Consider the following 24,713-nt stretch of genomic DNA (forward strand, 5'->3'; position numbering starts at 1 on the left):
GGATCGAATATGAGGCTTGCTGGCAAGGTCGCCATCGTGACGGGTGGCGGTTCGGGATTTGGCGAAGGCATCGTCATGAAGTTCGTCGCCGAGGGTGCGTCGGTGGTGTTGATGGACCGCGATGAGGACGCTGCAGCTCGTGTGGCCCGCGAGGCCCGCGACAAGGTGCGACCGATCACAGGCGATGTCTCGACGCTCGAGAGCTTCGCGATGGCAGCCGATCTGGCCCGCTCCGCCTTCGGTGGTCTCGACATTTTGGTCAACAATGCCGGTGTCGCACAGCCACCGCTGCCGCTGGAGACAATGGACGAAGGCTTGTTCGACCGCATCGCCAGCGTCAACATGCGCTCGATCTACAATGGCGCCCGCGCCGTGGTGCCGCATTTCAAGTCGGTCAAAGCCGGCGTCATTCTCAATGTTGCCTCGACCGGCGGCGTTTCACCTCGGCCGAACCTGACCTGGTACAATGCCTCGAAAGGATGGGCGATCGCCGCGACCCGGGCGATGGCGGTGGAACTCGCGCCCTTCGGCATTCGCGTCAACGCCATCAACCCGGTTGCGGGCGATACGCCGCTCCTGTCCACCTTCATTGGCTCCGGAGAAGAGAACCGTGCGCGTGTGGTTGCCACCATTCCAATCGGCCGGCTTTCGACGCCGCAGGACATGGGCAACGCAGCCGCTTTCCTTTGCTCCGATGAAGCCAGCATGATTACCGGTGTCGATCTCAACGTGGACGGCGGCAAGTGCATCTGAACTCTAGTGTGGCTCGGCAATGAAAGATGTCTACGAAATTGCTGTCGTTCATGGCGACGGTATCGGTCCGGAAGTCTGTGGCGCTGCTGTCGAGGTCGTGAGGGCGGCGCTTGGGTCGGACGGCCCCTTGCGCTTCACCGAATATCCCGCTGGAGCCGAACATTTCATGAGGACCGGTGACAGTTTTCCGGCGTCGACCTTCCAGGCATGTCGGGACGCGGATGCCATCCTTCATGGAGCCGGCGGTATTCCGGGTGTGGTGCGTGCGGATGGAACGGAAGCTGGATTGGATTTTACGCTGAGGCTGCGTTTCGAGCTCGATCTTTACGCCAACATTCGCCCCGTTCGCCTCTTCAAAGGCGTGACCAGCCCGCTGCGCGGCGTCGGGGCTGGCGATATCGACTACATCATCCTGCGTGAAAACAGCGAAGGTCTTTACGCCGCCCGCGGGGCAGGAGCGCTGTTGCGCGGGGAAGTCGCGGTCGACACGCTCGTGCAGACGCGTAAGGGCATAGAACGCATTGTCCGCAAAGGCTTCGAACTGGCCCGGCAATCCAAGGGCGCGCCGGAGGACGGCGTGCGCCGGGTGACCTGTTGCGACAAGGCAAACGTCCTTCGTAGCTATGCGTTCTTCAGGGCGGTGTTCGATGAAGTGGCTGCGGACTATCCTGACGTTGCAACGGAGCATGTGCTGGTCGACGCCATGGCCATGCATCTTGTCCTGAGGCCCGCGCATTTCAACGTAATCGTCACCGAGAACATGTTCGGGGATATCTTGTCGGACCTGGCGGCTGCGACGGTCGGCGGCATGGGTATGGCACCGTCGGCCGAGATCGGGGAGGCAAAGGGGTTCTTCCAGGCTGCGCATGGATCCGCACCGGATATCGCGGGAAAAGGCATCGCCAATCCCTATGGAACGATCCTCTCTGCGGCGGCAATGCTCGAATGGTTGGGGCATAAGCACGAAGATGAAAGACTCAGCCGTGCGGCCGATCATATTCGGAGCGTTACGGAAGCCTGCCTTGCGGATGGTCTGCTCAGCGCCGACCTCAAGGGAACTGCGTCCACCCACCAGATCAGGGACGCAGTGTGCGAGCGAGTGATGAGAGATCACGCAAGACTAAAAAGATAAGATCGGATGAGTGTCGCGTATCCTGGTCGCCGGAGGCTGCCAGAGCGATCTTCGTTAGGCTGCCATCTTCATACCGGACCTGCGCTGGGTCATCAGATGAGCGCTGGACGATGATCAAGAAGCATACCCGACCGTCGTCCGATTGCCTGCCGATCCGCCCTGGCAGTCAAAATGTTCAAGCCGATACCCGGTCCCTTGAATATTTACTGCGAAGCCCTGCACGGGACCTGCGCTTGGCAGACAGTTGCAGTCTTGACGTTCAGCGCAGGCTTCCCATCTGCAGAGTAGACGGCGTCGATGACGCCAGACGATTGCTTGCTCGCAAAAGACGTTGAAAAAGACGGAGGAAGTGATGAACGACGTTTGGTTTCCTGAACCAATTAGCCTCAATCTTCCCAAGGCGTCACGCAATGTGGCCAGCAGCTTCGAGGCGCTTGAGTGCCTGGAGCAGCAATGGCCCGAATGGGCGCGCGGACGAAGCTGGCGTGCGGCGGAACGTGCCTGTCGCGATGCACTGGATGGCTGGCGTAGTGCGCGTGATGCACATAGGGCTTTCGCAAAGGCCGCTCACCGGGCCGGATTGCTCGCGCGAGAATCGCGCCCCATCCGCAGGCGACGCCTCATCAGGCCGATCGCCGCGCCGTGGACAGAAGTGACGTTCAATGCAGCCCGATGACGCCGTCGACGGCGCGCCATTCCGATGGCCTGATGAGGCGGTGATGGGCGACCCGCACGGAGTGTAAGGCGCCCTCCAACGCGCTTTCCCAATATCCGAGGAAGCCCTTCAGCTCCGGAAAGTGGGGCGCCAGATCGTATTCCTGCCAGACATAAAGCTGCAGAATACTGGGGTGGTCGGGAAGACGGTAGTGGATTTCGGCGGTCGTCAGACCGTATCCCTCCATCTGCAGGCGAAATTCCCTGCTGACCGCTTTGGTCATCTGTCTCTCCTTAGCGTTACGCATCCAGTCGATCGAAGGCGGGGTGTTGTGTTCCCGCCGAGTTCACTGAAGTCGCCATGTCGAGCCGACTTAACGCGTCCATGATCAGGTCGAAGGAGACCGGCTGATCAGCCCCCGGGAGACGTCGTAAAGCCGGGGCGGATTCGACGGCACAGGCATCAGAAGCCCAGGACGACAGAATCGCTTTCTTTTCTTGTAAATCGAGTGTGTCGTCCCTCAGGACGTCAATAGGGTGCTTGAAATGCCTCGCCGGCGACAACAGCCTGTCAAACGCGAGGTCGGACGTCCTGGGGACAAGAGAAGGAATGATCTGCGTTGATACGTGTCGGTTCATCGTGATCCTCCGTCTTCCAAAGCTCCTTATGCGGGTTCCCAGCTTCATCGCCCCGCCGAAGCGAGGTGCGAATAATTTTGTTAAACCGCTCAGAATTTTCAAGCCGAAATTTCAGGCTACGGTTCAGTTAATCCTATGTTTTCAGTGTGCTAGCACTCTGTCGATGCGAGTGCTAAAATTTTTCAAGCGCCCTCTTGAAACCGCAAAATCGCAAAACTAGCTCGATATGCGCACGCGATGCCGGAAGGGTCGCGGCACCCCGCACCGGCCCGATATTGCCGGTCCGGTGTGGAGGAACCTCAAGATCTGTTTGTCCAGAAGGAGAACGAAATGACGTTCCGTCCATTGCATGACCGCGTCCTGGTCCGCCGCATCGAGGCCGACGAAAAAACGGCCGGCGGAATCATCATCCCCGATACCGCCAAGGAAAAACCGCAGGAAGGCGAAGTCATCGCCGTTGGCCCCGGCGCCCGCGACGAAAGCGGCAAGCTCGTTGAGCTCGACGTCAAAGTCGGCGACCGCATCCTGTTTGGGAAGTGGTCGGGCACCGAGATCAAGCTGAATGGCGAGGATCTCATCATCATGAAGGAAAGCGATGTGATGGGCGTCATCGAGAACGCCGCCGCGCTGAAGAAAGCAGCCTGAGACCGGGCTGCGATCTCAAAACCAACCAGTCAACGACAGCTGCCTATTGAAGGAGTTATCCAATGGCTGCCAAGGAAGTTAAATTCAATTCCGATGCGCGTGAACGCATGCTGCGCGGCGTCGATATCCTCGCCAACGCGGTGAAGGTGACCCTCGGTCCCAAGGGCCGTAACGTCGTCATTGACAAATCGTTTGGGGCCCCTCGCATCACCAAGGACGGCGTCACCGTCGCCAAGGAGATCGAACTGGAGGACAAGTTCGAGAACATGGGCGCGCAGATGGTGCGCGAAGTTGCCTCCAAGACCAACGACCTGGCCGGCGACGGCACCACGACCGCCACTGTGTTGGCCCAGGCTATCGTCCGAGAGGGCGCCAAGGCAGTGGCTTCCGGTATGAATCCCATGGATCTCAAGCGCGGCATCGACAAGGCAGTCGACGCCGTCGTCGCCGAATTGAAGTCCAATGCCCGCAAGATCACCAAGAATGATGAAATTGCCCAGGTCGGCACGATCTCGGCCAACGGCGATGCAGAGATTGGCCGCTTCCTGGCCGAGGCCATGCAGAAGGTTGGCAACGAAGGTGTCATCACCGTCGAGGAAGCCAAGACCGCCGAGACTGAGCTGGAAGTGGTCGAAGGCATGCAGTTCGATCGCGGCTATCTCAGCCCTTATTTCGTCACCAACCAGGACAAGATGCGGGTCGAACTGGAGGAGCCTTATGTGCTCATCCATGAGAAGAAGCTGGGCAATCTGCAGGCGATGCTCCCCGTGCTCGAGGCCGTGGTCCAGTCCGGGAAGCCGCTGGTCATTGTCGCCGAGGACGTCGAAGGCGAGGCGTTGGCGACTCTCGTCGTGAACAAGCTGCGCGGCGGCCTGAAAGTCGCTGCCGTCAAAGCGCCTGGCTTCGGCGATCGTCGCAAAGCCATGCTGGAAGACATAGCGATCCTTACCGGCGGCACGGCGATCAGCGAGGACCTGGGCATCAAGCTCGAGAATGTCACGCTTCAGATGCTCGGCCGCGCCAAGAAGGTGACGATCGAGAAGGAAAACACCACCATCGTCGACGGCGCGGGTCGGAAGGAAGAAATCCAGGGTCGTGTGGCTCAGATCAAAGCACAGATCGAAGAGACCACGTCCGACTACGACCGCGAGAAACTCCAGGAACGGCTTGCCAAGCTGGCCGGCGGCGTCGCAGTGATCCGCGTCGGCGGCGCGACGGAAGTCGAGGTCAAGGAGAAAAAGGATCGCGTCGACGACGCCTTGCATGCCACCCGCGCCGCAGTGGAAGAGGGCATACTACCTGGCGGCGGCGTCGCGCTGCTGAGGGCCGTCAAGGCGCTCGACACTTTGGTGGCTGACAACGCCGACCAGAAATATGGCATCGACATCATTCGTCGTGCCATCGAGGCGCCGGCTCGCCAGATTGCTGAGAATGCTGGTGCGGAAGGCTCGATTGTCGTCGGCAAGCTGCGCGAAAAGACGGAATTCGCCTGGGGATGGAACGCTCAGACCGGCGAATATGGCGACCTCTACAAGCACGGTGTGATCGACCCTGCCAAGGTTGTTCGCACCGCGTTGCAGGACGCCGCATCCGTCGCAGGCTTGCTGGTGACCACCGAGGCGATGGTGGCCGAGAAGCCGAAGAAGGAAGCGGCACCCGCCGTTCCTGCCGGCGCCGGTATGGATTTCTAGCGCTTCGACAAAGGGCCCGCTCCCCTCAACGGGAGCGGGCTTTCGCTACAGCTCGAGAGTTCCCATGAACAAGATGACCAGTATCGGATCCGTGCCGCCGCCGACCCGTGCGGCGAATGAATTCCTTGCCTATGAAACGGAATGCAGAAGCGCGCTGAAACCGCTGTTGACCAGTTTGCTGGACATGGCCGAGACCGCCGGCTGGAATCGGCGCACAGCTGCATCGACGCTGATGTTTCTTGCAGCACAGCATGTGTCGGCAGCCTCCGGAAAATCTGCAAATAACGGTGAGGCAGCTTCCACGCATTGAGAAGACATTTCTCGGGGCTCAGCGCGAGTACAAGCGTCTGAGAAGGAACGCCGCTCTGCTCAGGGTCGTGGCGTAAGAGGTGGGAGATCCGCACACCCGCCAGATGTGTGCTGGTTTCCGAGGTCCGTCGTGCTTTGCGATGCTCGCCGCAAACCCGACAGCTGCCCAAACATCGGCCACGGCCTTTGCCATCGCGGTCAAAGCACGCGTGACGACAACGCGAGGATGTGCTCAACCCCGCGGGTGCCCAGGCAGTGCTTCGATGGTTCCGACAGCACGAAATCTTCTCGGGAGCGAGGCCGAATGCCTCGGCCTCCTACCGGTTTGAATGGATGAGGAGGCGCGGCTACGATGCTGGCCGCATCCTTGCTCACTCGGCAGGGGCCAAAGCTGACGCAGTTTTTTGCGATACCCCGTCGGGGACCTGTCGCGTTGCGATCAGCACGGCCGCGAGAATGGCACAGGTGGCAGTCACGTAGAGCGGAGCGCTCGTCCCGACGAGATCCACAGCGATACCGCCAGCGATCGCGCCCATAGTGATACCGAACTGAATGACAGCCAGAAAGAGTCCACCGACACCCTCAAGCTCATCGGGCGCGGAACGCCCCATCCACGTCTGGGTCATTACCGGTCCGGCGCCTATGGCAAGCCCCCAGGCCGCGGCAAAGACGAAGATCGCAACGTAGACGCTGCTGAACGCCAACAGACCGATAGTGGCGATCGCCAACATCAGGAACGTGGCGCCAAATCCTTCGCGCAGCATACGATCTGCAAACACTCCGGCGACCGCGCTCCCCAGCAAACTGGCGAGACCCAGTACCAACAGGACGGGAGCGATGGACGCCGCACTGAGCCCGCCATTGGTCTCAAGATAGGGTCGCATGAAGGTGAACCCGCTTACTTCACCTCCGAAGAAGAGCAGCCCAACGACCAACCCCACCCGTACGGGCCGCCGTTTCAGCAGCCCCGACAGGCTAGAAAGGCTTGTCGCGCTCGTGGCCGGCACGCTTGGCAGGCAAACGCTCTGCAAAAGCAGCGCGAGCAAACCGCACCCGGCCGCTGTCATGAACGCCATTCTCCAGCCGAACGTTTCTCCGATCAAGGTAGCAAGCGCTGGAGCGACAACGAGCCCCGCTGAGAGCCCCATGAAGACGATCGACATGCCTTTCCCCATGTCCTCAAGGGTGACAAGCCGGACGACAGTCGCGCCGGCCAGGGCGAAGAACCCACCAATGGCAATGCCCAGGAGCATGCGCGCGGTCAGCAGCACGAAATAATCGGATGTGAAGGCCACTGCGGTGTTGGACGCGATCACCAGAACGCAGAGGGCCAGATTGATCAACTTACGGTCTATACGACCGATGATGAGCGCCACTGTGGGCGCTGCGACGCCGGCAAACAGAGCGGTCAGGGTTACCGCCTGACCGGCGGCGCCCTCCGTGACACCGAGATCGGCTGCCATTGGGGTTAGGACCGCCATGGGCAGCAGTTCGCTGCTGATGAGCGCAAAGCTGCCGAAAGTAAGCGAGGCGATCGATAGCCAGGTCGACAGGGACCAAGAGCTTCTATTTGAAAGGGTTGCGGACATCCTATCCTCCTAATCGCGGTTGCCACGGCGGTTGGCCGCATGTGGCTCTTCTGATTGGGCGTTGACCCTGAGACAAATTTACTGCCGCACGGGAGGAGGCGTGAGTAACAGGTGTGACGCGATCTGATCGGACGATCGAATGGGGCCAAACAATGAGAGCGCGTGGTGAGCTGGAAGCTCCGCGCAAGGTATCGTTGAAAGTGACCTATCCGATGGCAAATGGGGTTTCGCTATGGCTCGCAGGGGATAAAAGCGGCGCAACGGGCATGATGCCGTTCACGGGACGATCCTTGCCCATGCCCGCAAATCGGTGACGAAGGCATCAGGCTCCTCGGTGGGAGGGAAGTGGCCGCCGCGCGGTTGCTCGCTCCAGTGGATCAGATCGCAAGCGCGCTCGACAAGGGAGCGTGGCGGGGCCGGGTGCCGCGGGTCGGGCCAGGAGGCATAGCCCGTGGGCACCTCGATCCGTCGGCCCTTCGGCAGCACCTTGCTCTTCTCTTCTTCCGATGCGGTATACAGCCAGGTCGATGTCACGAACGTATCGGTCATCACATAAAGCATGATGCTGGTGAGCAATCTGTCGCGACCGAATGACTCGATGAGCGATTGTCCGCCCAGGTCCGCCCAATCGTGGAAACGCTCGAGGATCCAGGCGGCCTGGGCGACGGGCTGGCCATGCATCGCATAGGCGAGCGATTGCACTCGGGTGGACTGAAGGTGTGAATAGGCTCCAAGCGACTTCTCGCGCTCGGCATAAGCCTGCATCCAGCGCAGTTCGGCTTCATCTTGCGGCGCGTCTTCGGGGACGGTCCCCAGATAATCAATGTGTAGGCCGCGGACCGATTGCGACTGGTTCAGCGCCATCCATGCACCAATCAGGACGCCCCAGTCGGTTCCGTGGACGAGATAGTGATGATATCCCAGAACATCGCGCATCAGCTTGTCGAACAACGTGCCGATGCGCTGTGGGCCGATCGGCCGTTTCGGCTTGGCGGAGAAGCCATATCCCGGCAATGAAGGGATGACCACGTCGAACGCATCCTCGGCACGACCACCATTGCGCGATGGAAATGCCAGGGCTTCCACTGCAGGCCAGAACTCGTAAGTGGAGCCCGGCCAGCCATGGATCAGAAGCAGTGGGCGCTTGCCGAGAGCCTCTCCCTGAATGTGGACGAAGTGGAGTGTTAGCCCGTCGACTTTCGCCGTGAATTGCGCAAAGCGGTTGAGCTCTCCGACAGCCGCATCAAAGTCGAAGTGATCAGTCCAATAGGTACAAAGATCGCGCAGCATCTGGGGGTCACATCCGTAGGACCAGCCGCCATCGTCCGGCTGATCGGGGAAACGATACGACCGGATCTGCGCCCTCAATGCATCGACGGCCGCACCCGTCCATTCCACCTTGAACGGTGTGAACATCTTTGCTCTCTTTCCGCCCCGCTTCAGGCTTCTCGCGCTCACGCCGGAGGTACCCAACCAATCTTGCGATCTGGAAGCGTGTCCAGAAATCACTTCGTCTGGCTGTGATTTGGCGGAGCAATGTCAGTCGCCTGGCTACTTAGGCGAGCCAGCGCCTGATCGCGGCCTCCGCAATGTTCCCGGCCAATGCGTAAACATCTGTTCGACGAATTGGTTCAGACCAATAACGACAGGTCCACACTCCGCGCCTCAGTCTCGCCTAAAGAAGCCCCTGATCCGCGATGTAGGTGGAGTGCTGCGTCATGCACCGCTGGCCCCTCCGATCTCCGCGGGTTCTACAAGGGCGGGCATTGGGAAGCGTCCGCTTGCCGAGACGTCGTGTGTTGTTCGACAGATGCGCCCGACACGAACGATAGTGTCGGGAGAACGAAGTCAGCGCAGCAGACCTTCGTCCTCGAAGGCGTCCCATCCATCCAACTTGGTGCCATCGGTACCAGTTTTGCCGCGCCTTTGCGAAAGCTTGTCTGCGCGGGTCCGCGCAGCCTTGTTCGCACCGCGTCGGCGGTTGCGGGCGGCCTCCTCCGCATCCTGCTCCCGCCAGATGTTCGGCAGATCGCGGTCAAGCACGTCCTCGATGTGTTTGGGATCGAAAACGTGAAAGGTAACGGCTTTCGAGCGCCCGCGCATTTTCAAGGTGCGCGTGCCGATGCTTTGCAGCCGGCCGTCCTTCAGCCACTTGTGCCGTTCGCGCGATGATAGGGCGAGAATGTCCTCAACCTCGCGCGGGAGCACGGGCAGCGCTTCGATGGTTTCAACGGTTTTCGAAATCTTCTCGGAAGCGAGTTGGAACGCTTCGGCCTCTTCTTCCGGCATTCGCAAAAGGAGGCGGCCCGTCTCGGCCTTGAGATATTTCCTTACAGCCCAGGGCAAGCGGGCGCGCGCCTCCCGTTCGATCCCTTTCGTGCGCACCGAAGATCCAAGGGTTGCAGCGGGCGATATGGGCCACTCGGCACTCAGGGAGCGCGAAGTGCTCATAGCCGAAGCCCTGCGGTTCTGCGGGTGAAAGATGGCTCTGACGATGCCTGCGGATATCTTCCGCAAGCCGGTCGGCAGCGCGATCCTTCGAAAGTGACGGAAGCCAGTGATTGCATCACCCGGTGATTGTCTGGTTAAGCGATACACTGGATATAGGCATTGCTCACCGCGGCCTCCACGTTAGTTGCTGCTCGCTCTAGGATCAGCAGCACCCGGCGAGGACGCTCCGTAAGTCCGAGGTCTGCATCCAGATCGGTCACCCAAGCCGCTTCAGAACGCTCCAGCGAGTTCGAGTGTCTGGTAGCCTGCCAACGCGGTGATCAAAGATCCGACCAATCGAAGCAGTGTCCTTTCCTTCAACGCCTTGACCACCCATCCCGCCATCGGCGCGGCAAAAACGCCGCCAACGATCAATCCAGCAACAGATGTCAGGTACTGCCGCAGTTCTCCGGCTTCCTCCCAGTGGCCAGTCAAAATCGCGGCAAGGAAGCTGAGCGATACCGAAAGCGCAATCAGGAATTCGCTCGCATTGACGGTGCCGATCACGAACCGGGGTCGTCCACCGGCGCCGAGCAGGCCGGTCGTGGCAACAGGACCCCAGCCGCCTCCGCCTGCGGCGTCCAGAAAGCCGGCGATCGCACCCAGAGGCGCCACGATTTTCAGCTTCACAGGATTGGTGGGGATACGATGAAAGGAACGATACAGCAGCCAACTACCGATGACCGCCAGATAGGCTGTCACAAAGGGCTTGGCCTGATCGCCGTCGAACGAGGTGAGCACAAACGCGCCAAGCGCACCGCCGGCGATGCCAAAGGGGATCAGCCGCCAGAAGAGTTTCCAGTCGATATTGCGGTGATAAAGATGAGCCGAACCCGAAGCGGCGGTGGTGAACAATTCAGCAGCGTGTGCTGAGGCGGATGCCTGCGCCGGCGGAACTCCGAAGGCGAGGAGCACTGTCGAAGAAATGACGCCATAGGCCATCCCGAGAGCGCCGTCGACCATTTGGGCCAGAAACCCGACCGCTGCGAACAGGAGGAAGTCGTCCATCGAGACTCCAAGCATGTAAGGATGCCTTCGGCGCACAGGAAAACGGGCCATCTGCCTGTCTTGTTCCGCAGGATGCGGCCGGCGAACATCACCCGTCGTGGGCCGCGCTCATTCCACAGCGCTTGGACAGTTCTCTCTGGCGGCCTTCCGATGTGCAGGTCCTGACCCCTGCGACCGAAACCCTGAGAACCTCGCGGCCTACTATTTTGTATCTCGAATTTGCGGGGCGACCTTCGGCGCCGAAAAGAGGCTGGCGAGTGGAGTGGATGTGGGAACTGCTCTTCTTATCGCGCCGGCTTTGGCGGTTTCTGAAAGTGGCGATACGGATGCGATGAAAATGACTGACGCATTAAACAGCTTGGCAGAAGCAATCGCAAAGCTTCGGAACAATGGAATTGAATTGTTATCATCCGTCGCCGCGAGCGATGCTGACATAATGGCAATCGAGAAGCGCCTGGGCGTTCTGCTCCCTCCTTCCTGCAAAAGCATGCTGCGATGTCGAAGGCATCGGCTGAGTTAGTCGACCGAAGGCTGCGACAGCTCTTCTTCCCGGTGATGGCCAATCTCGTCCAGTGGTAAGTTCGCCTGTGTTTTGATCGATTTGTTCGCTCCGGCCGCTTCCTAACCTGCAGGTAACCACTAACCCGGGCGTGCGTATTGGCGCCGCTCTTCTCCGATCCTAGCTCTGTTGCGTATGACAAGCGGGGCCTGCGCGGCATGCTCCATGCCGACGTCGCACGACATCCGAAACAGGAGAAGAATCATGACGAACGCAAAGCTGGATACGATGCGCGCCGCCGCCATCGACCGGTTCGGTGGCGCCGAGCAAATTACGGTGCAGACCGTGCCAGTGCCGGAGATCGGACCGCGAGATGTTCTGATCGAAGTCGAAGTGGCGGGCGTCGCGTCGTGGGACGCTGTCGAGCGTGAGGGGCATTATGATGGGGCTTTCGGAATGCCCTCGACATTCCCCTATATCCTTGGCTGGGATGGCGCCGGCACCGTCGCCGCCATTGGCAGTGAGATTCATCGCTTCAAGAAAGGCGACAGGGTCTACGCCGCCACCATGCCGCTTCCCAAGGGGGGAACCTACGCCACTTACGCGGCTACCGATGCTGCCAATGTGTCACTCATCCCCTCAGGGCTCTCGATCGAGCAGGCAGGCGTCATGGGTTGGGATGCGCTGACTGCTCTCAGCGGTCTGGAAGAGATCGGACTTAAGCAGGGCGAAGCGGTCATGATCTTCGGCGCCAGCGGCGGTATTGGCCACATGGCTGTCCAACTCGCAAAGCGGAGGGGCGCGCGCGTCTTCGCTGTGGCTTCAGGGGATGACGGTACGGCATTGGCGCGGCGACTGGGCGCCGACGCCACCGTCAATGGGCGCGAGGGCGATGTGATGGTGGCCGCTCGTGAATTTGCTCCTGGCGGCTTCGATGCGGCTCTCGTCACCGCCGGCGGCGAGGCGGCCGACCGAGCGCTGTTGTCGGTACGCGACGGCGGTCGCGTCGCCTGCCCCGATGGTGTGATGCCCTATCCGACCATCCGGTCCGGTGTAGAACTGATCCGCTATAACGGCGCCCGCAGCCAGGCCGCCACCGACAAACTCAACCGCCTGATCGAGTCTGGTCCGTTCGATGTCCATATCGCCCGCACGTTCCCATTCGATCAAGTTGTCGATGCACATAGGATGCTTGCCACCCACTATCTCGGAAAGCTCGCCTTGCGAGTGAAGTGAGCGACTACGTGGCGTCGGCGTACTGCTTTCGCTTTCAGCCGGGCTGTCGACTGGGCAGTTGACAGTCGTCACCGTTGCCATGGCCGTTGTCTTTTACCGGGAAAACCTGTCCCCCGGCAATGGATCGGCCTGGCAGTGCTTCTGGCCTGGTTCTGCTGCGCCTTCAATGAGCCGGCCGCGGAGTTGAATAGAGAGCTACAGAGCTCATCAGCGCCTGACATAGGTTCCAGGCTGCGGGTTGGCCCCAGGCTCTTTGGCATCCTTTGAACGCTCCGCGATCGCTGAACCCGCACCGGCTGTTTTTTCGGTAGCGGGACCGGAGGGCGTACGGTGTGCTGGAGCCGACGCACCATCCTGAAACCCGGAAGCGACGCCCTCCTGCTGAGGCGCAGGAGCGGCTGCGGCGTCCGCATCTTGGACGAATTCGGAATGGCCCGCATTTGGGGAGTCCTCAGCAGATCCGCTCAAGCCGAGGGGCGGTTGCGCGGGCTCGGGGGAAAAAGCAGGATCATCGAAAGGCGGAAATTCTTCCAACGGCCTGCGCTGCTCCGCGATGGAGAGTTCATCGACGCTCTCCGCATTCTCGCTCGACTCGTCCGGCGTTTCCGCTGACGCCACCGTGCCATTGTCCGCGGTCGAGGTTTCAGCGGCCAAACGGTCTTCCTCGTCGATATCCTGTTCGGCCTGGATCCAGTGGTCTTCCTGGTTGCCGTCCAGTTGCCCGCCTTCCTGCCACAGTTTCTGAGCGCGCGCTCGGATTCGCTCGTTTCTGGTATCAGTCGCTCCCGGCTTCACGAGATCGGTGCCACCGGGTTCCCCACCGCTTTCGCCCGCGTCGGTGGAAGGGGCGGTCAACTGCGAGCCTTCTGCGGAAGACGCCGCTTGCGGCTGGGGGGCAGAAGCGGTCTGAATGATTCTGTCGGACATCGTTATGATTCCTCTCTGGATGGACAGAACCAACCGGCAAGGCGATGACCCGTTCCCAAAATCTGGTGCCGGCATTCTTACGAAGAGACAGGCGCCGCGTTCGATCTCAAGGGAACCAGTCGCTTCAGCGCCGGCACTGTAAGGATTTCGCAGCCAGCCTAGAGCCGCCCGGCGACCGCGGCAGCTTTCGCCACCTTCAACGCAACCGTGTCACGACCTTCCACGAGATCGCGCAGCAAAGGCAAGGTGCTGCGCCAGTAAAAACGGACATGTTTTTCTCCCGATTCCGGTCCAATCTCAAATCCGTTGCCTCGGCGCACCGGGGAGGGCGGAACGGTATGCTCGACCTCCAACAAGGTCTGCGTTTCTTCTTCGATCAGTCGAAATGTCACTCTCGAATAGCTTTCCGGTGTGTCCGGAAGCCCCGAGACTTTTGGCAGGAAATCGTAAGCCAGCAGGAACGGGGCGCTGGCACGCAGGACTGAACCGCTGTCGTGGTATGCCTTGCGACCGATCCTTGCCACAATAAGGATCGGCGAGCCTTCACGCCAGTCGGTCTGAAAATCCGCGCCACGCCAGACGCGCCCTTGCTCGCGGTCAAGCAACGCATTCCAGATCCTTTTTGCGGAGGCCGCGATGCGAATGGACTCCGTCACGGCTGCATGCATGTCGTCTCGGTCCCAACGGGCGGCGCTCATCCATCATCTCGGCGAGCTTAACGATCAGCGCAATGCCCGCCAATTGACCTCGTTTTGGGCCAGACGGGCCAACACTGCATCGATCTCACGCTCTTCGGTCAAGGTTGCCTTCAAGAGCTTCGAGGCTTCCGGCATTCCGAGTTCCATGGCCCAGCCCAGCAGCGTCCTGTAGCGAGCGATCTCGTAATGCTCCATCGCCTGTGCGCAGGCAATCAGGCCTGCATCGATTGCCGGCGTTCCTTCGTAATCTTCCATGATGATTTCGGCGTTTTCCTCAATGATGCCGTCGATGGCGGGACAGATCTTGCCTCGCGGCGCGCGCCTCATCATCTCGAAGACTTTGTAGAGGCGCTCGACATGGATGCGAGTTTCCTCGCTATGTCTTTGGAACGCTTCGGACACAGCGGTGTGTTGGGCGGTAGCAGCCATTCTCGGAAGCGTCTTCAAAATCTTGTTCTCGCCGTAGAAAATATCCCTCAAACGTCCAGGAAGAGTTCCTGGAGGTCGTGGCCTTGGTCGATCTGTGCCATGGCTTTCCTCCGGCTGTTTGCCCGCCTCGCTCCTCGAACTCGGCCCAAAACAGATCGTTCCATCACATGTTTAGGGGATACGCTCCGGAGCATCTCCTCCCCCATGCTGCTGATGGACACGGCGTCGGGTGCAAGGAACAGATAATCCCGCCAGGCCAACAAGCCTGACGGGATTATTGTTGAGAGCCGTAGTCCTGCTACGCCGAACGGGCGGCGGCGTGCCTTGCTGCGATAATACCTTGAGACAAAGCTCGACCGTTCCCGTGCTGACTGAATCCGCCAGCGGCTTCGCCGGCGGCGTAAAGGCCGGGAATTGCCTTACCGGCAAAGTCGAGGACCTGGCATTTTCCGTTGATGCGCAGGCCAGACCGGGGGTCGTGGAGCACCGGGGTTGACCAGGCGGCATAGAAGGGGGCCTTTTGGATCTTGTATTGAGGTGTCGGTTTGCCGAAGTCGGTGTCGGCACCCGCGTCAACAAAGCTGTTGTACCGCGTCACCGTGTCGATCAGGTTGCTTGGCGGCATGGGAACCCGCTGATGCGGCATGATGATCTTCTGTGCGAGTTCCTCGATCGTGTTTGCCTGGAAGAAGAATCCGTCAGGATCGACGTTGGGGGGCGTCGGATTCCATCTCTGGCGGGCCACGGCATCTGCATCGAATATGGCCCAGATCGGGCCACCGCCATTGTGACCGTCGCCGATTCCAGCCATTGCGGCGTTGATCCAGTTTTGTGGGTTGTATGTGATGTTCTTGGCGTTCAGGTAGCTGCCCTGAACGTACGGGCGGACCGAGCCAGCGCTGTTCGTTCCGAATTGCCCTGCCGTTTCGTCGTAGAACCGCTTCCCGATCATGTTTACATGGATAACGTTCTGGTTGTTGACGTTGGCTAGTCCCGTAGCCTTCGCAAGGTGAAAGACGGGGCTATTAGGCCCCCACTGCAGGAACGAGTAGTTGTACCGCGTCCCGATGGCGGTCGGCTTGGTGATGTTGGTGCCGAACTCTCCGGTCTGGTTGTACGTGCCCGCGAGGGACGCGCCGACATTCAGCCCTGCGATGATGCCGCTGGCATCTTGGAAGGAATAGGGCTCGCCAGCGACGCCGCAATACTCCGCGGTGAGCCGAGGGTCGAACATTCGGCGGTATTCCACATTCCCGTTTCCGCCACCGCTCGCGATCACAACGCCCTTGCGTGCGTTAATGTTGACGATGCGGCCTTGATAAGTGGCTATGACCCCGGTCACGCCCTTTTTCGTCCGGTGCAGCGACTCTAAACGGTGATTCAGCAGGATCCTCACGCCACGCGCCTTTGCTGCGGCCTCCAGCGGATATATGAAGCCGGGCCCTTGAGACGTCGTCCGCTGTTGGCTTTCGGGTACCGGCAAGCCGGTCCGGACCGAGGCGTAGTTCATGATCGCCGTGTGCATCATGCGGTTCACGGAGTTGCCGACTTCATTGCCGCCGACATTGTCGGGTGTTGATTTCGTCCACACGACGCCATGGCGGACCAGAAAGTTATACAGGTCGACGTTGATGTCGGCAAAAGCCCGGATTATCTCGCGATCGTTATAGCGGTAGCTCGGAAAACCGTTGGCCTGGACAATGGACCAGTCGGTAAGATCTCGGAACAGGAGATCTGGCGAATCCACGATGCCGCCCGCCATCTGCGCAGCTGTTCCGCCCCCCAGCGGAATGTTGCCCGAGCTGACAATGCCACGTCCCCCAATGTGCGGTTGCGCCTCGAGGACAATAACCGACGCGCCTGCCTCTGCGGCGGCGACTGCGGCGCCGAGGCCCGCCGAGCCGCAACCCACAACGACGATATCGGCTACATGCGGGTCCGCATTGGCAATGCTCGGCTGCAAAATGCTGCTGGCTACCCCTGCGGCGGCGATTCCTGCACCGGCCTTCAACAAAGAGCGTCGGCTGACTGTCATTACGATCTCCTCCTCCTGATTATCTGCTTGACCGTTGCCGACATCGCGATCCCACTCACAATCTCAGCATCGAACTGAGGAGTGTTCACAATATGGGCAACATGTCCAAACAATTCATAATGGGCAAACTATCGACGAAATGTCAACGCGGTATCGCCGCATTTCAGCCCCAGCGATCAGATGCTTGCCGGCTGGATTGAATGTCATGGCTTTCCGTCGAAGGAGCAGGAGGCCTCGGCGATCAACCAGGTGCTATCTACGGTACGGGGTGTGATCGCCGCTCCGCTCTGGAGCCGATGCAGGATCATTCACCCTCGCCGGAGCTTCTCGAACGCTTCAACCGTCGCAAGCACATCGTCGCTGGCAGTGGCATCTGGACGAGACGTACCAAGGCCCGTCGGCGACAAGGTTGAGTCCTGGCAGCCTGATCAGCGACGCGAAATCATCTCGTTATTTCCGGCGCCAATCGTACGGTTCTGCGGAGTTCACAAGCCGATGCCGTAGCGCTGCAGGCACGGCGCGAGCGCTTGGGCCGCGCCGCAACGCGCGGGCAGTTCGACGCGCAACCGCGCATAGGCCCATTGCCGCCAGGGACGGGGAGAACTGCCGGATATCTCGATGCGGACGAGCGACGGCATGCGGTTGGTGCTTATCCATTCGGGGCTGAGCCTGCCGTCCGGCCCGGCATAGCTGAATGAAAGCTTCAGATCGCCGCGCACCAGCGGAAGATCCTCGCCGTCCTCGCCCTTGGTTTGATCGCGGCGGGCACGGATGAGGGCCTCATCGGCTCCGGCCCGACCCATCGAATAGGTGATGTCGTCGAGTCCCGCGCGCGGCTCGTAGCCAAGCGCCGGGCGCACGAAGGTGATCTTGTCGGCATGGCCGGTGAAGCGGACGGCAGCGGGCCCTTCCGAGTTGGAATAGCCAGGCTGCGCCGCCTCCAGGTCCTCGACCATCCGGTCGAGGATCACCGACACCGTGTCCTCCTGCCCGCCTCTGGCGATCATCCCCTGCCAGTGGCGTAGCCAGGTTCCGGTGTAAAGTGCCAGGCCACCGAACAGCATCGTCGCGAGCACCAGTGAAGCCAGGGCCTCGATCAGCGTGAAGCCGGCCCGAGCGGCGCGTTTCTTCGTCATTGCAGCTTGCCGAGGCGCACGGTCTGCATCACGTCGTCCTCCGATCCGTCAGTGCTGCGAACGGTGACGGAATAAAGCCGCCATCCAGCCTGCGCCAACGCAGCATCGCGTTCGAAGCGGCGCGGTTCCACGATGACCGTGAAACGTCCGATCACGCTCCGGCCCGTTCGCAACGGGTTAAGGGTCATCGCGGCCGCCATGGCAGCCTGCATGCCGACACGGCGTTCGGTCGATCGCTCCAGCCCCGCAAACGCACCTGCGGTGCCCGCGATCAAGCGCGCGATCGGGATGATCAGCAACACGGCGACGGCAAGCGAGGCCAGCACCTCGATCAGCGTGAAGCCGCGTCTGCGCCGCGCCGTCATTTCGGGCTCATTTCCACGCGGCCGGTTAACCAGTCGACGCGCAGTTCAATCTTCCGGCCGGCGGCGGAAAGCGTCATGACGCCGCCGCAGGATCGTCCGTCGGCAAGAAAGCGCAAGGCTCTGGTTCCGCTTCGTATGGGACACCGGTCCGACGTGACCCAGTTCATGTCCACCCCATCCTTGATCGAGATCGGATTGGCGCCATCAACATGTATGCGTTTGTTTCCCGGATCGACCGTCACGTCGGAAACGCTCCCCGTGGTCAGCGCCTTCGCCCTGCCTTTGCGGAATTCCCCGCTGACGCGAACCGCCTCGGCAGAAAGCTCGGCAGCCCCGATGCTGGAACGCGGGCGCGGCATCACAACGAAGGCCGCGAGGGCGACGATTGCAAGCGCCGCGACCACGTCGAGCAGCACGACACCGCGCTGCGCCGTTTTGCGGTTGCTGTTGTCCTTAGAGCGTTTCCGTTTTTCACGGAAACCCGGAAACGCTCTAAGCTTTTGTTTTCGCCGCATTTTTGTAACGCCAGGTGATTCCACTTGGCTACAAAATGCTCTAGGGCTGGCCGGACGCATTGGAGCCGCGCCCACCAAGCCCGTCGGTTGTGATGTTGAACGTCTTTCCATCGCTCGCGTACTTGTATTCATTGCCCCACGGGTCGAGCGGAACGTTCTCGCCGCGAAGGTATGGCCCGTTCCAGACTTGGATGGTCGAGGGTTTGCGCACCAGGGCGCCCAGGCCCTCGGCCTGCACCGGATAGCGTCCGACATCGATGTAAAAGATGTCCAGCGCGCTGGAAAACGCCTCGATCTGAAGCTTCGCCGCGCGCTCGCGCGAGTCGGACAACTGCGCGAGAACACGAGGACCGACGAGCGCCGCGATCAGGCCGATGATGGCCAGCACGACCAGCATCTCGATCAGCGTAAAGCCTGCCCTGCGGCGCCGGACACGCTTGCGCTGCATGAAATTGGGACCAACTGCGAAATGAACGTTCATGCAAACAGCCTCCTAGCGGACCATGTCGTTGAAAGACATGAGGGTGGACATGATCGACACGATCATTCCACCGATCAAAATACTGATGGTTGCCACCGCGGCGGGGCCGACAAGCCCGACGATACGGGACAGCGAACGCTCCAGCCGCACTTCATAGAAGTCGGCGACGCGATAGGCCAACCCCGCGAGTTCCCCGCTTTGCTCGCCGAGCCTCAACATGCGCACCGCTAGCGGGGGAAGATGAAGAATCTCAAGCGCATGGCCCAGCCTATTCCCTTGCCTCAGCGCGTCGGACGCCTGCTGCGCGCGTGCCCGGGCGGCCTCGCCGTGGTCGATGGTATCGCTGATGAGCTTGAAAGCCACAGGAACCGCCACGCCGGTTTCGACCATGATGCCCAGGAGACGGGCGAAGCGCCCCGTCCGATAGCTCCCCGGGATCTCCGACAAAAGGGGAAGTTTCTTGGCGAAAGCCCAAAGCCATGCTGAGAGAAGGCCGCGCCGCGCCGCCACGAACCCCAGCAATACGAGCATCGACGCCGCAAGCAAAAGGACCAGCCCATAAGCGCGCAGGAAATTCGAGATCGCGAACATCACCACCATCAGTGTGTCCTCCTTGCTGCCCTGCATGATCATCGGTTCGAACTGGGGAACGACCCCCACCAGGAAGAAGACCAGTACGCAGATCGTGCCGGCAAACAGGACTGCCGGATACCGCAGCGCCTCGCTGACCTTGGCCTGCAATGCCTCGAAATGCTGGCGCTCCTGCACGATGCGCGACAGGAGGGTGGGCAACTTACCGGAGGTCTCCGCGACACGAACCATAGCGACCTGGAACCCCGGGAAAAGAGCAGGCCAGGCTTCCAGCGCACTGGAGAATGACTCGCCCGACGCCAAGCCGGTGCGAATGCCCGCAACCACCGGCTGAAGCTTGCCGCTGTCGAATTCCTTTTCCATGATCGCCAGCGCTTCGTCGACCCGGATCCCCGCATTCAGCATGATCGAGAGATCGGAGAGCAGCCGCGTGACCTGCGCCGCCGGTATACGGGTCGAAAACAGAGGTGCGCGCGACGCAGACTGCTTGCTCTGTTCGATACTGACGGGGATCAGCCCGCGCGCGCCGAGCTTCTGGGCAGCATCGTCGGCATCGGACGCATCGATCTGCCCGATTTCGATACGGCCCCCACCATTCAAAGCCTTGTATGCGAATGCTACGGAGCCCATGGATCAACCGCCAGAAAGTGTGGGTGGCGGCTCGTCCGGCGGAAACATTTGTCCACCGCTGGGCTCTTTGGAGAACTGCAGCGAGGCGCGTCCTCCCGCGCCATCGAGCTTGACTTCAAACTGGCCGACTGCCGTCAAGGTCCAACCTTCGCGGCTTTCCCCCGTGCGCAGCGTGAACGCCGCCGTCTCGGCAGGAGCGGTGAAGGTCGCGCTGTTGAGCCTTGACGACCGTACGATGCCAACCAATTGCCAATCGGGCGCTGCGGCCGGTGGCGGCTCGGGTTCGGGCTCGGGCTCGGGCTGCACGACGACGGGTTCTGGCTCGGGGGCAACGAACGCGACCGGGGCACTCCGGTTCGGCGAGAACAGGGGCCGATCCCGAAGCGCTACATAGTCGCTCAGCGGGCGTTTCCTGACCGATAGCGCTTCCGTACCGAAGCATAGGCTCGAAGAGACCGCGATGGCGGCGAGCATCATTGTCACGCGCAGCATGGTCATCATGACCGAGGTCCCTTCTCCCGGAAGGCCGAGAGCGTGACGTCCAGCGACAATGGCCGATCCATGGAACTTGAGGTCTGATCTCCCCCCAGGATATCTACCTTTCGGTTCAACCTAAGCCTGAAGCTATCAACGACCATGACGGGCGAACCTGCCTCTATGGCATACATGAGATCGGGCAGCGATTGCTCCATAACCTCGATATCGGCAGTCAAACGGATGCGTTCCAAAGACTCCAATTGGGGGTCGCTCATATTCGCGACCTGGCCATCTGGGGGAACATCGACGCGCCGGATAACGGCGCCCACACGTTCCGCACGATTGGAGAGTAGGCGCTGGAACTCGGCCGAAACGAGGCCACTGGTCTGGGCATCGAGAAGAATCTTGCCATCGCCGGGATCAGACGCATGGTCCGCCCCCTGCGGAGCAGGGGAAGCGGACGCCTTGCGTTCGAGCAAGACGGTGCGTTCCTCATGGAGCGCCAGCGTGCCCACCTCCGCGCGCCAGAACAGCAGCGTATCGGCGATGAGTACAAGGGCTCCCGCGACCAGCAGGGCCATGACGGTCAGGGATTGAAGCCGCGTGTCGCGCCACAGGGGTGTCGTCCTCATCGCTGGGAACCTCCCGTGCGAATGAGCGGGCGGGTGTCGACCTCGAACTCAGAGGTAAGGCCATCCTCGCTACGCAGGGCCGATCCGACCAGCTTGCTGTCTTCGAAGCGGCCCGACGATTCCAGCGCGGTCAGTACTTCGGGCACATCCGTCGTGCGACCAGAAAGACGCATGCGGCCATCGGCAAAGGACACTTCAGTGGCATAGGAATGCGTCGGCAAAGCCGATGCCAGATCGTCCAACGCTCCCAGAGCGCTTATCGCGTCGTCCTTGATATTCAGCGCCTCCTGCTCCGGCGCTGTTTCAGCCTTGTCCGGGGTCGCCGCCAGCGCGATTGCCTGGCGCGCCTTCTCGGCCCGGATCTCCACGGCGGCACGGCGTTCGGCATAGCTGCTCTGGATTAACGGCCGCACCGCCAGAGCCATGACGGCAACGACCAGGCTTATGCCCAGAATGCCGGCAAGGACAAACTTTATCCGGCCACGCGCGCCGGTGACTTGTTGCCGCTGTGTCAACACTTCCACGGCATCGCCTTCTGGAGCCGGCGCCGAGATCACGACCTGCCGGGCCTCGGCCACATTCAGGCAGGCCAGGGCAGCAGCGACGCGCGACCGCGCAACAATCGCAACGGCGACGGTCATCTGCCGCGCCTCCCGGCTTATCCCGAGGACCCTGTGGCCGAAATAGATATCGGAGGCAGGCAATGGCGAAAGCGCGCCGATCCGCGACGTGACGATGCCTTCGACGTGGCTAGCAGCCTCCAGAGGCAGTTCGATCCGGCGCGCGATCACCCAGCTATCAGGGATGTCGAGATGAACAACCTTTCCATTCACCGCGGTGCGCAATGCGGCCGGCACTTGCGTGTCCGGAGAAATCGGTATCAGCACGGGTGCTGCAGGCTTTCGGCTGGCCGCCGGCCTGACTTCAAGCGCACTCCCGTCATCCGCGATCCGGGCGGCCACGCGGCTGCCGGATTTGGCGCGCGCGAATTCATCCAGCAGGGAGGCCGGTCCCGCGATCCAATCATCCATGCCGCGGATCGCCGCATTCAGACGAGAAGCCATTCCGGTCGCACCATGATCTTGGGCATTACACATCCCAGAACCGCCATTTGTCCATCGATATGGCATCGGCAATTGTCGGACAAGTACCCTCAGTCATATTTGTGGACACGCAGTCCATTCTGTGGATACAGTCAATCACATATGTGGACATGTTGTCCACTTTATGGATTGTGATAAGAGATGAACGATATGGCGGGCACGCAGCTGCCTGCGTGCCGGGGAGGGGCAGCCAAGCGTGAGCCTGATCATCTTCATTCCTGCGGAGAGCGAACCCCGTGTCGCTGCGTCGCCCGAAACGGTCAAGCGGCTGGTCGGTCTAGGCTTCGAAGTGGTTGTCGAGGCCGGTGCCGGTACGGCTTCGCGCATTGCTGACGATGAGTTCGCCGGGAGCGGTGCGGTGATCGGCAAGGCCGCCGACGCCGGCAAGGCGGACGTCGTTCTCAAGGTGTGCCGCCCGACCGCCGCCGAGCTCAAGTCCTACAGACAAGGCGCCGCCGTCCTCGCCACAATGGACCCCTATGGCAAGGACGCCGAGGTCGCCGCGATGGCGAAGGCCGGCATCACTGCCTTCGCCACGGAGTTCATGCCGCGCATCACCCGCGCGCAGGTGATGGACGTGCTGTCCAGTCAGGCGAATCTCGCTGGCTATCAAGCTGTGATCGACGCGGCTTACGAGTATGACCGTGCGCTGCCGATGATGATGACTGCGGCCGGCACCGTGCCGGCAGCCAAGGTCTTCGTCATGGGCGCCGGCGTCGCCGGCCTGCAGGCGATTGCCACAGCCCGCCGCCTCGGGGCAGTAGTCACCGCCACCGACGTGCGCCCCGCTGCCAAGGAGCAGGTCACCTCGCTGGGCGCCAAGTTCATCGCCGTCGAGGACGAGGAGTTCAGGGAAGCCGAGACCATCGGCGGCTACGCCAAGGAGATGTCGAAGGAATACCAGGCCAAGCAGGCCGCACTGACGGCCGAGCACATCGCCAAGCAAGATATCGTCATCACCACCGCGCTGATCCCCGGCCGGCCGGCGCCGAAGCTGGTTTCGGCGGCTGTCGTCGCCTCGATGAAGCCGGGCTCGATCCTCGTCGACCTCGCCGTCGAGCGCGGTGGCAATGTCGAGGGCGCAGTGCCCGGCAAGGTCGTCACCACGGCCAATGGCGTCAAGATCGTCGGTCATCTCAACGTGGCCGGCCGCATCGCGGCGTCGGCCTCGCTCCTCTATGCCAAAAACCTCTACGCCTTTCTGGAGACGATGGTCGACAAGGAAACCAAACAGCTTGCTATCAAGCGTGACGACGAGCTGGTGAAGGCGACCATGCTGACGGACGCTGGCAAGGTGGTGCATCCGGCTTTCGCCAAGGTGGCGGAGTCCTGTGAGGAGCCGGCGGCGATCCCGGCAAAGACGCTTGTTGCCAATGCGGCCGCGAAGCCCGCGACGGAGAAGACGGCGGCCCGCAGGAAGGCTGCGAAGAAACCTTCAACTGGCATGGAAACGGCGTGATGGACGCACTGCAGGAAGCCCTCAACCAGCTCGATCAGGCCAGCGTCGCGGTTCGCATGGCCGTCCAGGATCTGGCCAACGCGCCCGAGGGCGCGGCGGATGCGGCAGGTACTGCCGCGCACACGCTGTCGGGCGGCGCCATCGACCCCTTCGTCTTTCGCTTCGCCATCTTCGTGCTGGCGATCTTCGTCGGCTACTACGTCGTCTGGTCGGTGACGCCAGCGCTGCACACGCCGCTTATGGCCGTCACCAACGCGATCTCCTCGGTGATCGTCGTCGGCACGCTGCTCGCGGTCGGCATCGCGGCTTCCGGCCTTGCGGCGGGCTTCGGCTTCGTCGCCCTGGTGCTGGTGTCGGTCAACATCTTCGGCGGCTTCCTGGTGACCCGGCGCATGCTTGCCATGTACAAGAAGAAGGAAAAGTGACGTGACCGTCAATGTTGCCTCCTTCCTTTATCTGGTCTCCGGCATCCTGTTCATCCTGGCGCTGCGGGGTCTCTCGCATCCGACCACCAGCCGGCAGGGTAATTTCTACGGCATGATCGGCATGGCGATCGCCATCGTCACCACGCTGCTGCTGGCCAAGCCATC

At 61.2% G+C, this 24,713-nt stretch carries 29 protein-coding genes; 10 read left to right on the forward strand and 19 right to left on the reverse strand.

Translation table 11 applies throughout. The annotated features are described in order from the left end of the window. Nucleotides 1-9 precede the first annotated feature (9 nt). The 3 genes from L4923_RS08615 (at nt 10) to L4923_RS08625 (ending at nt 2,561) form a co-directional block, all read left to right on the forward strand. The gene (locus L4923_RS08615) at nt 10-753 is read left to right on the forward strand and encodes a glucose 1-dehydrogenase (RefSeq protein ID WP_239363628.1); all 744 of its coding nucleotides are present in this window, start codon (nt 10-12) and stop codon (nt 751-753) included. Between the two features lie 19 nt (nt 754-772). Further along, nucleotides 773-1,885, forward strand: coding sequence for an isocitrate/isopropylmalate dehydrogenase family protein (locus L4923_RS08620; RefSeq protein ID WP_239363629.1), 1,113 nt, complete (start codon nt 773-775; stop codon nt 1,883-1,885). Between the two features lie 352 nt (nt 1,886-2,237). Next, nucleotides 2,238-2,561: a DUF982 domain-containing protein gene (locus L4923_RS08625; protein ID WP_239363633.1), complete on the forward strand. Its 324-nt coding sequence runs from the start codon at nt 2,238-2,240 to the stop codon at nt 2,559-2,561. Here L4923_RS08625 and L4923_RS08630 read toward each other — a convergent pair. Both L4923_RS08630 and L4923_RS08635 read right to left on the reverse strand, forming a co-directional pair. After that, entirely contained in the window at nt 2,545-2,823 is a 279-nt protein-coding gene (locus L4923_RS08630) for an usg protein (RefSeq protein WP_239363636.1), read from the reverse strand. The two genes, L4923_RS08625 and L4923_RS08630, sit on opposite strands and share 17 nt — an antisense overlap. A gap of 16 nt (nt 2,824-2,839) precedes the next feature. Further along, complete coding sequence (locus L4923_RS08635; RefSeq protein ID WP_239363639.1) at nt 2,840-3,178, reverse strand: hypothetical protein; 339 nt, start codon at nt 3,176-3,178, stop codon at nt 2,840-2,842. Between the two features lie 330 nt (nt 3,179-3,508). Between L4923_RS08635 and groES the strand changes: the two genes are divergently transcribed. The 3 genes from groES to L4923_RS08650 all read left to right on the forward strand — a co-directional run bounded on the left by groES (nt 3,509) and on the right by L4923_RS08650 (nt 5,824). Next, on the forward strand, nt 3,509-3,823 hold the full coding sequence (gene groES, locus L4923_RS08640; RefSeq protein WP_239363642.1) for a co-chaperone GroES: 315 nt from the start codon (nt 3,509-3,511) through the stop codon (nt 3,821-3,823). Between the two features lie 62 nt (nt 3,824-3,885). Next, nucleotides 3,886-5,514: a chaperonin GroEL gene (gene groL, locus L4923_RS08645; RefSeq protein WP_239363652.1), complete on the forward strand. Its 1,629-nt coding sequence runs from the start codon at nt 3,886-3,888 to the stop codon at nt 5,512-5,514. A gap of 64 nt (nt 5,515-5,578) precedes the next feature. After that, a complete protein-coding gene (locus L4923_RS08650) occupies nt 5,579-5,824 on the forward strand; it encodes a hypothetical protein (protein ID WP_239363657.1) in 246 nt (81 codons plus the stop codon). 370 nt (nt 5,825-6,194) lie between these two features. On the opposite strand, the gene L4923_RS08655 is transcribed toward L4923_RS08650, so the two are convergent. From L4923_RS08655 to L4923_RS08675, 5 genes are all read right to left on the reverse strand, one after another. After that, complete coding sequence (locus tag L4923_RS08655; RefSeq protein ID WP_239363660.1) at nt 6,195-7,412, reverse strand: MFS transporter; 1,218 nt, start codon at nt 7,410-7,412, stop codon at nt 6,195-6,197. Between the two features lie 276 nt (nt 7,413-7,688). Further along, nucleotides 7,689-8,828, reverse strand: coding sequence for an epoxide hydrolase family protein (locus L4923_RS08660; protein ID WP_239363662.1), 1,140 nt, complete (start codon nt 8,826-8,828; stop codon nt 7,689-7,691). 432 nt (nt 8,829-9,260) lie between these two features. After that, nucleotides 9,261-9,863 carry a hypothetical protein gene (locus tag L4923_RS08665; protein ID WP_239363665.1) on the reverse strand — a complete coding sequence of 201 codons (603 nt, stop codon included), beginning with the start codon at nt 9,861-9,863 and terminating at the stop codon, nt 9,261-9,263. 270 nt (nt 9,864-10,133) lie between these two features. Continuing rightward, on the reverse strand, nt 10,134-10,910 hold the full coding sequence (locus L4923_RS08670; RefSeq protein ID WP_239363668.1) for a sulfite exporter TauE/SafE family protein: 777 nt from the start codon (nt 10,908-10,910) through the stop codon (nt 10,134-10,136). 201 nt (nt 10,911-11,111) lie between these two features. Continuing rightward, entirely contained in the window at nt 11,112-11,399 is a 288-nt protein-coding gene (locus L4923_RS08675) for a hypothetical protein (RefSeq protein WP_239363671.1), read from the reverse strand. Nucleotides 11,400-11,673: 274 nt separating this feature from the next. Between L4923_RS08675 and L4923_RS08680 the strand changes: the two genes are divergently transcribed. Beyond that, on the forward strand, nt 11,674-12,645 hold the full coding sequence (locus L4923_RS08680) for a quinone oxidoreductase family protein (RefSeq protein WP_239363674.1): 972 nt from the start codon (nt 11,674-11,676) through the stop codon (nt 12,643-12,645). A gap of 207 nt (nt 12,646-12,852) precedes the next feature. On the opposite strand, the gene L4923_RS08685 is transcribed toward L4923_RS08680, so the two are convergent. From L4923_RS08685 to L4923_RS08740, 12 genes are all read right to left on the reverse strand, one after another. After that, nucleotides 12,853-13,572, reverse strand: coding sequence for a DUF2934 domain-containing protein (locus tag L4923_RS08685; RefSeq protein WP_239363676.1), 720 nt, complete (start codon nt 13,570-13,572; stop codon nt 12,853-12,855). A gap of 158 nt (nt 13,573-13,730) precedes the next feature. Beyond that, entirely contained in the window at nt 13,731-14,270 is a 540-nt protein-coding gene (locus tag L4923_RS08690) for an SRPBCC family protein (RefSeq protein ID WP_239363681.1), read from the reverse strand. A 24-nt stretch (nt 14,271-14,294) separates the two neighbouring features. Next, nucleotides 14,295-14,699 carry a YciE/YciF ferroxidase family protein gene (locus L4923_RS08695; protein ID WP_343302853.1) on the reverse strand — a complete coding sequence of 135 codons (405 nt, stop codon included), beginning with the start codon at nt 14,697-14,699 and terminating at the stop codon, nt 14,295-14,297. Between the two features lie 298 nt (nt 14,700-14,997). Beyond that, nucleotides 14,998-16,734: an FAD-dependent oxidoreductase gene (locus L4923_RS08700; RefSeq protein ID WP_239363691.1), complete on the reverse strand. Its 1,737-nt coding sequence runs from the start codon at nt 16,732-16,734 to the stop codon at nt 14,998-15,000. A gap of 485 nt (nt 16,735-17,219) precedes the next feature. Beyond that, the gene (locus L4923_RS08705; RefSeq protein WP_239363694.1) at nt 17,220-17,870 is read right to left on the reverse strand and encodes a hypothetical protein; all 651 of its coding nucleotides are present in this window, start codon (nt 17,868-17,870) and stop codon (nt 17,220-17,222) included. Next, entirely contained in the window at nt 17,867-18,235 is a 369-nt protein-coding gene (locus L4923_RS08710) for a prepilin-type N-terminal cleavage/methylation domain-containing protein (RefSeq protein WP_239363699.1), read from the reverse strand. Before L4923_RS08710 ends, L4923_RS08705 begins: the two co-directional genes overlap by 4 nt. After that, on the reverse strand, nt 18,232-18,774 hold the full coding sequence (locus tag L4923_RS08715; RefSeq protein ID WP_239363701.1) for a hypothetical protein: 543 nt from the start codon (nt 18,772-18,774) through the stop codon (nt 18,232-18,234). The genes L4923_RS08710 and L4923_RS08715 overlap by 4 nt, the downstream gene beginning before the upstream one ends. A 16-nt stretch (nt 18,775-18,790) precedes the next feature. Beyond that, nucleotides 18,791-19,231: a type II secretion system major pseudopilin GspG gene (gene gspG, locus L4923_RS08720; RefSeq protein WP_239363703.1), complete on the reverse strand. Its 441-nt coding sequence runs from the start codon at nt 19,229-19,231 to the stop codon at nt 18,791-18,793. A 12-nt stretch (nt 19,232-19,243) separates the two neighbouring features. Next, on the reverse strand, nt 19,244-20,452 hold the full coding sequence (locus tag L4923_RS08725; RefSeq protein WP_239363705.1) for a type II secretion system F family protein: 1,209 nt from the start codon (nt 20,450-20,452) through the stop codon (nt 19,244-19,246). 3 nt (nt 20,453-20,455) lie between these two features. Beyond that, nucleotides 20,456-20,953, reverse strand: coding sequence for a hypothetical protein (locus L4923_RS08730; protein WP_239363708.1), 498 nt, complete (start codon nt 20,951-20,953; stop codon nt 20,456-20,458). Next, entirely contained in the window at nt 20,950-21,561 is a 612-nt protein-coding gene (locus L4923_RS08735) for a GspMb/PilO family protein (protein WP_239363711.1), read from the reverse strand. Before L4923_RS08735 ends, L4923_RS08730 begins: the two co-directional genes overlap by 4 nt. Continuing rightward, the gene (locus L4923_RS08740; protein ID WP_239363713.1) at nt 21,558-22,625 is read right to left on the reverse strand and encodes a PilN domain-containing protein; all 1,068 of its coding nucleotides are present in this window, start codon (nt 22,623-22,625) and stop codon (nt 21,558-21,560) included. The genes L4923_RS08735 and L4923_RS08740 overlap by 4 nt, the downstream gene beginning before the upstream one ends. Before the next feature lie 235 nt (nt 22,626-22,860). Here L4923_RS08740 and L4923_RS08745 point away from each other — a divergent pair, with 235 nt between their 5' ends. From L4923_RS08745 to L4923_RS08755, 3 genes are all read left to right on the forward strand, one after another. Further along, nucleotides 22,861-24,123 (forward strand): Re/Si-specific NAD(P)(+) transhydrogenase subunit alpha, encoded by a 1,263-nt coding sequence (locus L4923_RS08745; protein WP_239363714.1) that lies wholly within the window; start codon nt 22,861-22,863, stop codon nt 24,121-24,123. Then, nucleotides 24,123-24,548 carry an NAD(P) transhydrogenase subunit alpha part 2 gene (locus L4923_RS08750; RefSeq protein ID WP_425530921.1) on the forward strand — a complete coding sequence of 142 codons (426 nt, stop codon included), beginning with the start codon at nt 24,123-24,125 and terminating at the stop codon, nt 24,546-24,548. The genes L4923_RS08745 and L4923_RS08750 overlap by 1 nt, the downstream gene beginning before the upstream one ends. A 1-nt stretch (nt 24,549) precedes the next feature. After that, the coding region (locus tag L4923_RS08755; protein ID WP_239363748.1) for an NAD(P)(+) transhydrogenase (Re/Si-specific) subunit beta at nt 24,550-24,713 on the forward strand (164 nt) is incomplete at its 3' end.

This window comes from Terribium retamae, assembly GCF_022347545.1.
In the GTDB taxonomy this organism is placed as follows: Bacteria; Pseudomonadota; Alphaproteobacteria; order Rhizobiales; family Rhizobiaceae; genus Mesorhizobium; species Mesorhizobium retamae.